This window comes from Pelatocladus sp. (genome assembly GCF_059505505.1).
In genome coordinates this window covers 1-12,379 of sequence record NZ_JCACKS010000052.1, presented here as the reverse complement: position 1 = coordinate 12,379, position 12,379 = coordinate 1, and the positions used below count along the sequence as shown (strand labels likewise).

Below are 12,379 nucleotides of genomic sequence, written 5' to 3'. Positions count from 1 at the left end.
GGGAGTAAAAACATTATGCAGCTACCCCCAGAACCAAAAACTCCTTCTTGGTTAATAGGTCTGCAATTCGAGTCTAATCCCTTTAATTATATGGATGCGATTTCCAAACGTTATGGTGATATTGTCACTCTCATGTTTGGTTCCACACCAACAATTTATGTCAGCAATCCTTCAGGAATAAAAGAGATTTTCACAAACACTAAGGAAATTGCAGCTAGGGGTGAGTTGAACCTGGGTTTTGCTTTGATGACAGGAAATCAAGGAGTTCTCCAACTTGATGGTTTAATTCACAAAAATCGACGCAAAATATTAATGCAGACTTTTCATGGAGTACGGATGCAAGCCTGTGGAAAACATATCTGCGAACTAACAGAAAAGATTATTGGTCAGAAGAAAGTTGGAAAACCTTTCATCGCATACCCAACAATTGAAGATATTACCTTAAAAGTTGGTATAGAAGTTATCATGGGTTTAGATAAGGGAGAACGTCATGAAAAAATTAAGCATTTATTTACCTCCATTTTGAGATTAAATGTACAATCACTAATAGATAAAATTCTGCTCACTATTTTTGGAGAAAGAGATTTAGGTCGGTGGAGTCCACATGGTTATAATCTTTACCTTCGACAAGAACTTTTCCAATTACTGTTGTTTGAGGTTGAAGAACGTCGCAATCAATTAGACTTTTCACGCACCGATATGCTTTGTGATCTTATATTTGCTGAAGATGAGACAGGCCAACTATTAAGCAATGAAGAAGTGCGTGATCTCTTATTATCTCCTATATTTGCAGTTGCTGATGCTTCAGCAACTGCGATCACTTGGGCTCTGTACTGGATTCACCGTTTACCTACTGTGCGATCGCGCTTGCTATCAGAACTCGAAAGTCTTGGTGACAACCTAGACCCCATGAGCATTTTTGCACTACCATACTTGAATGCGGTTTGTAACGAAGTTTTGCGAATTTATCCAACTCAGTTATTTGCATTTCCCAGGTTAGTAGAATCAACCGTCGAGGTGATGGGCTACAAGTTAAATCCAGGAACAGTGCTTATTGCTAATATTTATTCAACACATCAGCGTGAAGATTTATATCCTCAGCCAAAAGAATTTCAGCCAGAACGCTTTTTAGAAAAACAGTTCTCTCCCTATGAGTTTTTACCCTTCGGAGGTGGTTCTCGTGTGTGTATCGGCGCAACTTTTGCCTTATTTGAAATGAAACTTATATTAGCAACTATTCTTTCACGTTATGAATTAGAACTAGTCAGCCAACGCCCAGAGCGCCCTAAATATGGAGGTTTGATTTGTTATCCTGCAAGTGGTGTAAAGATGGTCAAGCGTGGTCTTCGTCAACGTCAAGGAAAGTCACGTGAGTAAAATTTATAGTCCTACTTCAAAAGTGAAAACACTCAGATAGCTATTATGGCAGCAGATTAAGAAGAATCTGCTTGCTTGTTAAAAGTATATTTCATTATTGGGGAAATCAATATGACCATGATTAATAAAGGTGCGGTCGTTATCACAGGAACATCCACAGGTATCGGTCGAGCGATCGCACTTAAACTTACCGAGGAAGGATATCGAGTATTTGCAGGAGTTCGCACAGAAAAAGATGTGGAGTCTATTAAGCAAGCTGCATCTGGAAATTTAACACCGATTATCATGGACATCACAAAAGCCCAAGAGATAAAATCCTGTTCAGAATTTGTCTCATTGGCAATTGGTGATGAGGGATTATTTGCGTTAATAAATAATGCATATACTGGGTTTGACGGACCATTAGAATGTATACCGATAGATGATATAAGACGGAATTTTGAAATCAATGTTACAGGTCAAATAGCTGTCACACAAGCCTTCTTACCAATGCTACGAAAGGCTAAAGGTAGAATTATTAATATTAGTGCAACTTGTGGTAGATATGCTATACCGTATAGGTCGCTTTTATCTACTTCAAAAATTGCAATTGAGGCAATCACAGATTCTTTACGAATGGAGCTACGTTCCAGTGGAATTGAAGTATTGTCTATATTGCCAGAGGGAATAATTACTCTAGAGCAGGCTGACAAAGTAGAAGCTGATGGTAAAAAAGTGTTAGCTAATATGTCACCCGAAATGAAAGCTATCTATGGCAATAATTTCCAAGTATGTATAGAAGGATCTGTAGAGGGAAATCGCATCACAGGTTTACCACCTGAAAGAGTTACAGCAGCTATATTAAAGGCTCTAGAAGCTCGTAAGCCTAGAAGACAATATTTTGTAGTGCGATCGCCGTGGCAGTGGAAATTGTATGCATTGTATAAAAGGCTAGTAACCCACCAGTATTTCTATGACAATCTTTTTAAGTATTAATAGTAAATAAATGACTTCAAAAAAACAATCTCAAATTACCAACGAAATCCTTCAAGATAATTTGATTAAATTAAAGTTTAAACATTTTTTCATTACAATTATTAGTTATATATTTGGTCAAGAATTAATTACATTCATGGCCGGAAGTGGAGAAGTTGACTTAGAAGGTACAAAGTATTTGAAAATAATTTTCATTTCTCAGTTATGAATGAAGTGGAAGCATAACTATTTCACTATTTTGTATTACTTAATGGAGATTTTTCATGGTTACATCCTTTAATCAACAAGAACGGGTGTGGTTTATTACCGGTACTTCAAGTGGTCTTGGTCGAGCTTTAGCTGAAGTGGTGCTAGAAAAGGGTGAAGTAGTGGTTTTAACAGCACGAAATCCCCAGAAAGTTGAAGATTTAGCTGCAAAATACCCAGACCGTGCCATCGCAGTGCAACTTGATGTCGCGAAACCCGAAGAAGTGCGAGAAGCAGTGAAGCAGGCAACTGCTCAATATGGACGCATTGATGTACTTGTCAATAATGCCGGAGTGTCAACTATTGGAGCTATTGAGGAAGTTAGCGATGAGGAGGTTCGTCGTCTATTTGAAACAAACTTTTTTGGTGTTTTAGACATGCAACGGACAGTATTACCTTATATGCGACAGCAACGCAGTGGTCATATCCTTAATATTTCATCAATAGGTTGCTTTAGTACTGCTAATGCTTGGGGATTCTACAACAGTAGTAAACTTGCAATAGAAGGAATTTCTGGAAGTTTGGCGAGTGAAGTAGCTTCATTCGGTATTAAGGTTACTATTGTTGAACCTGGTGCTTTTCGTACTGATTTTATCAAACGTTCTGTTGTCGTAAATGATACTCAAATTGAGGATTATGAAGTATCAATTGGAAATATGCGTCAAGATATGTGGGATCACGATTTAAATGCACTTGGTGACCCTAGAAAAGCTGCTCTAGCCATGATTAAAGCCGTTGATAGTGATAACCCACCAATGAGATTGGCACTGGGATCAGATACAGTAGAAGTGATTGAAGGTGCATTGAAGTTTATGAAAGCAGAATTGGATGCTTGGAGGGAAGTATCTATGACTACTGATTCTGACGAGGTTGCAGCAGATAAAATTCAAGTTGCCAGCTAGCTGATACTGTAAAGCTGGATATAGATGTGTTGTTTATATCAGTCTCCAATGTCGGTTTTGACACAGCCAAACATGAAAATACTTCCATTTTTACTGAGACAGAAATCATCAAATATGAAGTAGCAATTTAATCCATAACCTACATGGGTACAGTATTTCGGGGTTTAAAGTCTGGATTTACTATGCAGCAAGGAATTCAGGCATTTGTAGCACACTTGCACGGGGGAACTTCAGTTTAATCAGCAGCATCAGCTAACTTTGATTACACGCAAATTAGGCTAACAACAAAGATAATCAGCTATTTGTAGGTAGCAGTTAAAAGCTATATAAATTTTCCCTAAAACCAAATAAGATTAATGTCGAAACAACCAATCAGTAGCAGTTTGCGAAATTTCCTTATTATATGGCTAGGTCAACTCGTTTCTGGGATTGGTAGCCAAATGACCGCCATTGCTTTGCAAATCTGGGTATGGTCAATTACTGGTAAAGCAACAACTCTCGCGCTGGTAGGTTTTTTCAGTTTACTTCCCAGTCTTATTATTACCCCTATTAGTGGTGTAATTGTAGACCGTTTGAATCGGAAACTATTGATAATGCTAGGTGACACTGTTGCCGTTCTCACAACAATTGTTCTCCTCTTTTTATATATCAATAAATATTTACAAATTTGGCATCTTTATGTGGCAGCAGCTTTAGTCGGTACTTTTGGTCAATTTCAATATCTGGCATATTCCGCATCAGTATCATTAATGATACCCAAGCAACACTACGATCGCGCTAGTAGTCTTGATTTCTTATCCAGTCATAGTGCAATTATGATCGCACCTGCTTTAGCAGGATATTTTTATAAATTAATTGGACTAGTTGGTATTTGGTTAATTGATATTTCCACTTTTTTAGTCGCCATTTCTAGTATCTTTTTGATACCGATACCCCAACCAGTGCAAACAGAAGAGAGTCAGGAAAATTTTTGGCAAGATATCGGGTATGGATTACGTTACTTAAATACTAATAAAAGTCTTCTATTTCTGTTGGTAGCTAACTTATTATTTATGTTTGCCCACGACCTTGGAGCTTCACTTTACATACCAATGATTCTCGCACGTACCGGTGATGATACTTTAGTTCTGGGTAACTTAATTACATCAGCTGGCTTTGGTGGTGTAATAGGAGCATTAATTGTTAATAAATGGAGAGGCTTTAAAAACAAAATTAGGGGTATTTTACTGGGGATGATAAGTATTGGATTACTGAAAATAGTATTTGGTTTGGGTCGAACTATCTGGGTATGGATTCCCATACAATTTCTATTTTCTTTGAGTTTTACTACCAGTGGTAGTGCAGATAATGCGATTTGGTTAGCTAAAGTTGCTCCCAAGGTACAAGGACGGATTTTTGCTACACGATCTTTGCTGCTGCAATTAGCTTCAGCAGTTTCGGCTTTGATTGCAGGACCTTTAGCAGATAAGGTGTTTATACCTGCATTTAGTCAGGGAGGTAGCCTTGTGGGTATTTTGGGAGAAATATTTGGGACTGGTACTGGTGGGGGAATCGCGATGTTGTACGTAATTTGCTCGATATGTATGTTTTTGGTAGGGTTAGCTGGGTTTAATGTTCCGTTGCTACGAAATTTGGAAAAGACTGTACCTGACCATGATGAGGTTGCGATGTAGTCTGTAAAATAACCGAAGCGTAAAATTTGCCTCTACGCTAATCCACCCTCGTTTTCGCTCTCAAACCTTGCCCTCACTCAACTTAATGGTAAAATTATTGAGACTAATTTTCATTAAAGTTTGACAATCGCTAGCGATGACAATCACCTTAACAATCAAAGACTACGATGAACTTTTGGAGGCAAACAAGGAAAGTAGCACCTACTACCCAGCTTTAGAAGTATATGAGTATCTTGAGGAAATACCCAAACAGCTCGGTAAAGGTTACTATCGAAAAATTGAAGTGTATCCTGAACTTACATTAGCTATTATTGATAAAAAATATAAGCACGACACAATAATGAAAGTCCCTGTAAGTAATCATCCTCTCCAGTTTGGTGCTTTAGCTTCAGGGATGTATACAGATACTGGTGAGCAGGTTAGGGGAGGACCTACATTTATTTCTGGTAGTGGAGTTCAACAAAAATATGATACATATTATCGCCATTCCCAAAGGATGATGGGTGTTGACATAGAAATGCCACCCCAGTTGCTAAGGACTTTTTTTCCTGGAAAAGATGGAGAAATGCTACCTCAGTTGGAATTTTTGGCAAAAGAAAGCGATTGGCAAACATTAATTCATTCCAAAACTAATCCAGCAATTCAAGATGTGGTGCTGCAAATGATTAACTGTCCTTATCAGGGAATAGTCAAGCGGATGTATTTGCAGGGTAAGGTCATAGAATTGATGGCTTTGCAGTTAGCTCCTTTTTTGCCAGATAGTAAGCTCACGCAATTATCACCACGATTAAAAAGAGACACTATTGCCAAAATTCATTATGCTAAAGAAATTTTACAAGCACGTTTAGAGAATCCACCCTTGTTATCAGAGTTGGCAAAACAGGTAGGTGTGAGTGAGACTACCCTGCAAAAAGGGTTTCAGATGCAGTTTGGAACAACTGTGTTTAGTTATTTGACGAATCAGCGTATGGAACAAGCCCATCACCTGCTACAGAATAGTGATTTAACGGTTGCGGAAGTTGCTAACATTGTGGGCTACTCTCATTTAGGACATTTCGCAGCTGCGTTTAAACGCAAGTTTGGTATCACACCAAAAGAATGTTGTTTGGGCAAAAATCTTGTTTTGGGACTATAAATGCTGTTTTGGGATAGACTCGACTAACTGTATTCTTCTACACTTTGGTTTATTGCAATTAAGAAATATACGCAATAAGTAGTATTGTTGGTTGTGTAGGGAGTGGTATGAAAAGTTGGCGATCGCTTAAGATTTATCTCTGGTTGGTAGTGAGTGCAGCCGGGATCATCGGTGGTATACTTGCTCAACCTGAACAGGCATTAGCATCAAAAAAAGAGCAGGATACAGTTATCACAAGAATTAAAACACTCCGCGAAACCGAGTTTCCAGCTACTAGTATCAAAGATTTACTGTCGCAATCACCAACTCCTGATACTCAATCAATTGTACTAATTACCGGAGTCAAGACAAATCCCACAGATAAAGGTGTGGAGGTAATTTTAGAGACAGTCCGGGGTGATAAACTGCAAGTCGCCAATCGTAGTACGGGTAATAATTTTATTGTCGATGTCATCGGTGGACAGTTGCGTTTATCGAATGGTGATGCTTTCACGTTTAAATCAGAAAAACCCCTGGAGGGAATTACTCAGATAACAGTTACGAATATTGACGCAAATACCGTGCGGGTAACCGTAGTTGGCGAGAAGGCTTTACCTGCGATTGAGTTATTTGATGGGGATGAGGGGTTGATTTTTGCAGTCGTATCTACAACAACATCTGCACAGCAACCGGAAACACCACAAACTGAAGAAAAGCCAGCAACAGAGAAACCCGAAGAAACACCCGCAGCGCAGCAGGATGAACTAATTGAGTTAGTGGTGACAGGAGAGCAAGACAGCTATCGCGTACCAGATACCTCAGTGGGAACGAGAACAGATACGCCATTGCGGGATATTCCCCAGTCGATTCAGGTGGTACCGCAACAAGTGCTGCAAGATCGTCAAGCCAGAAGCATCACAGATGGATTGGAAAATGTTAGCGGTGTCACCTCAATTTCTACCGCAGCTGGAAGTAGAGACGTTTTTACTATTCGAGGCTTTGCAAATTATGGCAACGCTCTTGTAAATGGACTACCTGGTAGCATCACTAGTGATGGTATCTTTATCAATGTGGAAAGGCTAGAAGTGTTGAAGGGTCCAGCTTCCGTCTTGTATGGAGAAATTTTATACGGTGGTCTGGGTGGAATTATTAACTATGTGACTAAACAGCCACTGCGCGATCCGTTTTACGAAGTCAGTGCAACGATTGGTAGTTTTAATGACTATCAGGGGACAATCGATTTCTCTGGACCTTTAAATGATTCTAAAACTGCTCTCTATCGCTTTAATACTGCTTATCGAAGTAATGAGACTTTTGTTGATTTTAACGAGTTTACACAGATCTCCATTGCTCCCAGTTTGAGCTTGAACCTGGGTAAAAATACAGACCTACTTATAGAGGGTGATATTACTAGAATGGAAAGAAATGGACAGCAACCTGACGGACCGCCAGCAGTGGGTACTATACTACCAAACCCTAATGGAAAAGTACGCCGTAGTTTTAACTCAACAGGACCAGTAACAGATAACCTAACCATCGTTGGTAACGTCGGGTATCGCTTAGAGCATCAATTCAATGAAAACTGGAAGTTGCGAAATGCATTCCGTTATCAGTTTTACGATGACGATGATCGAGATGGAAAACCTTATTTTTTCCCCACTAGTCTAGAGGCTGATAATCGTACGTTGAATCGACTCGGTGTTATTGGCAGTCAATTTTACGACACCTACTATTTAGATACCAACTTACTAGGTAAATTCAACACTGGCTCAATCAATCATCAACTCCTGGTTGGGTTTAGCTTGAATCGATTTACAGTTGATAGCAGCTATGAAGATGAAATTCCCGCTGCTCCAGTAGATATCTTCAGCCCAGTCTATGATCAAACCATCGTTTCTACTGGTGTTCCTAATAGAAGCAGGTTCACAACCAGAGATACGCTTGGCATTTATCTCCAAGATCAAATTACCCTTGCAGAGAACTTGAAGCTTCTTTTAGGCGGACGGGTGGATTTCTTTGAGGAGCGCGAAACGAATCGAATTACAAACGTAGAAACAAGCCAATCAGACACCGCATTTAGTCCACGAGTGGGGATTGTTTATCAACCGATCCAGGCCATTTCTTTGTATGCCAGTTTTGCTCAATCCTTTCAACCAACCATTGGCACATCAGCTAGCGGAGAAGCATTCGAGCCAGAGCGAGGAACGCAGTATGAGGTTGGTATCAAAGCTGACTTGAGCAGCAAACTTTCTACCACCCTCGCCTTCTACGATCTGACTCGCACCAATGTGACGACAACCGATCCTGATAATCCTAACTTTTCGATTCAAACGGGAGAACAAAAAAGTCGAGGTATTGAGCTAGATATCAGTGGTGAAATTTTACCGGGATGGAACATTATTGCAGGCTATGCCTACAACGATGCCAAAGTCACAGAAGACAATGATATTCCAGTTGGTAATCGATTATTTGCTGCTCCCAAACACTCATTCAACCTGTGGACAACCTACAGAATCCAACAAGGTGATTTACAAGGACTGGGATTTGGTTTAGGGTTCTATTATGTTGGAGAAACAGCAGGAAATTTGGCGAATACCTTCGAGGTACCAAGTTACTTCCGTACCGATGCAGCTATTTTTTATGAACGTGACCAATTCCGCGCTGCTCTAAATTTCCGTAATCTCTTTGATGTAGAGTATTATCGAGCTATTGGATCTGAAACCTTGGTGGGTATAGGCGAACCTTTCACCATTCAAGGGACGATTTCATGGAGGTTTTAGGTTGTTGAGGAACAAAAATTTAAGAGGCTGTTTGTGAAGTCTAAATCAATACCAACTCTGGCGATTGGAAATCGCAGCTACATGGATGCCTAAGCCAGGAAGTCACCCTCTTGACTCGGCTACAAAACCGTGCATGAAGTCGTTAGATTCACACGACTCCTCAGTAACTTGGTGCATGTCACGCATACCTAAGAGGATGTTTGAAAAGTCGGCAGTTGAGTAAAAAAAGCTCTCAGGGCATAAGCTGTAAATACGTACATACAGCACCATTGAGAGCGATGAGTAAAGCATACTCTAGTAACTTGACCCAAGACGAGTGGGAATTATTAGAACCGTTAATTCCAGCAGGCAAAAAAGGTGGTCGTCCGAGAATGGCAGATATGTGGCAAGTTATCAACGCGATTTTCTATGTGTTGACACAAGGGTGTACTTGGCGAAACCTGCCGGGAGACTTCCCGAATTGGCAAACAGTATATACATACTTTCGGAATTGGCGGCAAGACGGGACGTGGGTGAGCATTCACGATCAACTACGGGATTGGGTGAGAGTGGACAACGAACGGGCGGTTAGCCCATCAGAAGCGATAATCGATAGTCAAAGTGTAAAAACAGCAGCGATGGTCAATCAAGATGTGGGATATGATGCAGGCAAAAAGATCAAAGGACGCAAGCGGTTTTTGACAGTGGATACATTAGGTCTAGTACTGCGAGTATTAGTGAGCGCTGCTAGTGTGGACGAATGCTCAGGTGGTAAACAAGTACTCCAGAAAGTTAAACAGATGGGAAACAGGATTTCACGTCTTTCTACTAGGCACTTCCAAATAATAAAATGTCCCGCCCTCGCGTTGCGCCTGGGGGCGCAACGCCCACCAGTCCTTGGGTTGAGCCGAAATATATTTGATAGGGCGGGACATTTTATTTTCTGGAGATCCCCTATCTGGGTTGATGGTGGTTACGACGGCAACCCCTTTATGCAGTTGGTGATGGATTTGTACCGATGGATTGTCCAAGTTGTACTGCGACCCCATGAACGCAAGGGTTTTGTTTTGTTACCTAAACGTTGGGTAGTAGAAAGAACCTTTGGCTGGCTGACTAGATGTCGGCGTTTGAACAAAGATTATGAACTATTACCTCAAACTTCTGAGACCTTTATCTATCTTGCTATGATTCGCATCATGGTCAGGCGTTTGGCATAAATTTTTACCGCTCAACACTTTTCAAACATCCTCTTAGAATTTCGATGGATGCCAAGGTAGGAATCAAAATCGGGGAGTTTGACAGAGGAGGAAAAACTCGTGTCGTGACGACAGCATTTGACCATGACTTTTCAGATTGCCCAACGCTGACTCCTTATGGAATTTTTCTGCCAACTGAGGGGGAACTATTTTTGTTTTTCGTGCAGTCGAAATTAACTGCTGATTGTATAGTTGATCGACTCGAAGATTGGTGGGTATATGTGAAAAACAGATTACCCACATCCGCAAAATCGTCATTAATCAAGATAACGGACCAGAAAACCATTCTCGGCGAACTCAATTTATGTACCGTATCCTTGAGTTTGCCCACAAGTTTCAACTGACAATTCAATTAGCTTACTATCCACCCTACCACAGTAAATCTAACCCGATTGAGCGGGCTTTTGGCTGGCTTGAACAGCATTGGAGTGGTAGCTTACTAGATAGCGTTGATACTGTGCTACAGTTCGCTTCAACCCTCACTTTCAAGCAGAAAAATCCCGTAGTTACTTTGGTTGACAAGGTTTACCACACAGGGGTCAAACTTACAGAAGTTGCAATGGCAGAAGTTGAACAACAGATTCAACGTTTACCAAACTTGAAAAAATGGTTTGTTGAAATCTTTAGCTCTTCTGCTTGATTTTTGGATCATTTTTTTATTGGAATACTCTAAATGCTCACAATTATTTCTTTGCGTCGCTTCACCCGTCTGATGCTTTTGAGTATCTTAATAGTCATACTGATTTTGGCTTGTAAAACAACTCATGACACCAGTATAACTAGCTATAAACAGCCTGTTGAGAATTGCCGAACCGTCCAACATATAATGGGTAGCACCTGCGTTCCTCGTAACCCTCAACGGGTAGTGAATCTTGCACCAGATAATTTAGCCAATAGCTGGGCGTTAGGCGTCCGCCCTATTGCATCAGCTTATTCTACGAGTTCTCCTATGCCAAAATATCTTCAAGATAAAGTAGCTCAAGTAGAGTCTGTTGGCAATTATGGTAACCCGAACATAGAAAAGATTTTGAGACTTAAACCAGATCTAATTATTTCTGGTTCTGAGTTGAAAGGTATTTACAAACAGTTGTCTTATATTGCACCCACAGTAGTACTCAATACCTCCTTTCCTTCACCCCCCTGGACAGATCTCCTAGAGGAACTTGCTACTGTTTTGGGTAAAGAGGAAGTTAGCAAGCAATTGATAGATCAGTATTGGCAACGAGTGGAGAAACTGAAGCAAGCTTTGGATATTGGTGCAGACTCTTCAAAAGAGAGTCGTTGCAAAAATATGGAGATATCTATTGCCAATATAACTTCAGAATATGGCATTGGGTCTTATGGAGAAAAGCATTTCTCTGGGTCGGTTTTGAAAGATATTGGTTTGCAACGTCCTAAATCACAGAGAGGGGATTTTTTCTATATCAACACAATAATTTCAAAAGAAAAAATATCTGATATTGATGGGGATGCTCTCTTCGTTGTATCTTGGGAAAGGGAAGATGATAAAAAGACGTTAAATAAGCTCAAACAAAGTTCTTTATGGTCACAACTTGAAGTTGTTCAAAAAAACAAAGTTTATGTTGTAGGCGTACATTGGCATAATTCAGATATTTTTGCGATTTATGCCATCCTTGATGATCTGGAAAAATACCTTGGGAAGGGAGCATCCCAATTTTTGAAAAACACAGGGGGGAGAAAATGGCTTCGCGAGTAACCATCGCGAAGTAAATTGGCTGATTAATCTTGCGATTCCTCCTCTTGGAGTTCAGAGCCAGTAATATCGACCAAACAATCATCCAGAACGTGAATTGCTTTCTGTAGCTCATCAAAAATACTACGTCTCATAACAGACATCATTGCATCTATGTGGGCAACCGTACCTGCCTTGCCCAAATGCTTGTATTTAATTAGCTTTTCGGATGTTGCACTTTGAAATGAAGGTTGGGTACTTTGTAATTTATAGTACCAATATTTCTTAGTATTTTGTCGTACCTGATAACGTGCAACCCAAGATCCTTCCACTCGTGAGAGGTTAAGGTAATGGCACATTTGTCAAGAGGGTGCAGGAAAAGGA

General features: G+C 40.2%; 9 protein-coding genes and 1 pseudogene. 9 read left to right on the top strand and 1 reads right to left on the bottom strand.

Going from position 1 to position 12,379, the window contains the following annotated elements:
• The first annotated feature begins 15 nt into the window (after positions 1-15).
• The 9 genes and pseudogenes from AC5JMK_RS05355 to AC5JMK_RS05315 all read left to right on the top strand — a co-directional run bounded on the left by AC5JMK_RS05355 (position 16) and on the right by AC5JMK_RS05315 (position 12,019).
• Positions 16-1,377, top strand: a complete 1,362-nt coding sequence (locus tag AC5JMK_RS05355; RefSeq protein ID WP_495909561.1) for a cytochrome P450 — start codon at positions 16-18, stop codon at positions 1,375-1,377.
• 111 nt (positions 1,378-1,488) lie between these two features.
• Entirely contained in the window at positions 1,489-2,352 is an 864-nt protein-coding gene (locus AC5JMK_RS05350) for an SDR family NAD(P)-dependent oxidoreductase (protein WP_495909560.1), read from the top strand.
• Between the two features lie 263 nt (positions 2,353-2,615).
• Complete coding sequence (locus tag AC5JMK_RS05345; RefSeq protein ID WP_495909559.1) at positions 2,616-3,500, top strand: oxidoreductase; 885 nt, start codon at positions 2,616-2,618, stop codon at positions 3,498-3,500.
• Positions 3,501-3,856: 356 nt separating this feature from the next.
• A complete protein-coding gene (locus tag AC5JMK_RS05340; protein WP_495909558.1) occupies positions 3,857-5,173 on the top strand; it encodes an MFS transporter in 1,317 nt (438 codons plus the stop codon).
• Between the two features lie 136 nt (positions 5,174-5,309).
• Entirely contained in the window at positions 5,310-6,308 is a 999-nt protein-coding gene (locus tag AC5JMK_RS05335; RefSeq protein WP_495909557.1) for a helix-turn-helix transcriptional regulator, read from the top strand.
• A 107-nt stretch (positions 6,309-6,415) separates the two neighbouring features.
• Positions 6,416-9,067 (top strand): TonB-dependent siderophore receptor, encoded by a 2,652-nt coding sequence (locus tag AC5JMK_RS05330; RefSeq protein WP_495909556.1) that lies wholly within the window; start codon positions 6,416-6,418, stop codon positions 9,065-9,067.
• Between the two features lie 278 nt (positions 9,068-9,345).
• Complete coding sequence (locus AC5JMK_RS05325; protein ID WP_495909555.1) at positions 9,346-10,263, top strand: IS5 family transposase; 918 nt, start codon at positions 9,346-9,348, stop codon at positions 10,261-10,263.
• A gap of 26 nt (positions 10,264-10,289) precedes the next feature.
• A pseudogene (locus AC5JMK_RS05320) lies at positions 10,290-10,942 on the top strand (ISAzo13-like element transposase-related protein); the annotation flags it as partial.
• 225 nt (positions 10,943-11,167) lie between these two features.
• Complete coding sequence (locus tag AC5JMK_RS05315; protein WP_495909554.1) at positions 11,168-12,019, top strand: iron-siderophore ABC transporter substrate-binding protein; 852 nt, start codon at positions 11,168-11,170, stop codon at positions 12,017-12,019.
• Positions 12,020-12,042: 23 nt separating this feature from the next.
• Here the strand turns inward: AC5JMK_RS05315 and AC5JMK_RS05310 are convergent, their stop codons facing one another.
• On the bottom strand, positions 12,043-12,354 hold the full coding sequence (locus AC5JMK_RS05310) for a transposase (RefSeq protein ID WP_495909553.1): 312 nt from the start codon (positions 12,352-12,354) through the stop codon (positions 12,043-12,045).
• Positions 12,355-12,379: the final 25 nt, after the last annotated feature.

Bases quoted from the DNA above. Each gene is read 5' to 3' on its own strand.
- AC5JMK_RS05345 (WP_495909559.1), top strand. From the start codon at position 2,616: ATGGTTACATCCTTTAATCAACAAGAACGGGTGTGGTTTATTACCGGT.
- AC5JMK_RS05355 (WP_495909561.1), top strand. From the start codon at position 16: ATGCAGCTACCCCCAGAACCAAAAACTCCTTCTTGGTTAATAGGTCTG.
- AC5JMK_RS05325 (WP_495909555.1), top strand. From the start codon at position 9,346: ATGAGTAAAGCATACTCTAGTAACTTGACCCAAGACGAGTGGGAATTA.
- AC5JMK_RS05340 (WP_495909558.1), top strand. From the start codon at position 3,857: ATGTCGAAACAACCAATCAGTAGCAGTTTGCGAAATTTCCTTATTATA.
- AC5JMK_RS05330 (WP_495909556.1), top strand. From the start codon at position 6,416: ATGAAAAGTTGGCGATCGCTTAAGATTTATCTCTGGTTGGTAGTGAGT.
- AC5JMK_RS05350 (WP_495909560.1), top strand. From the start codon at position 1,489: ATGACCATGATTAATAAAGGTGCGGTCGTTATCACAGGAACATCCACA.
- AC5JMK_RS05310 (WP_495909553.1), bottom strand. From the start codon at position 12,354: ATGTGCCATTACCTTAACCTCTCACGAGTGGAAGGATCTTGGGTTGCA.
- AC5JMK_RS05335 (WP_495909557.1), top strand. From the start codon at position 5,310: ATGACAATCACCTTAACAATCAAAGACTACGATGAACTTTTGGAGGCA.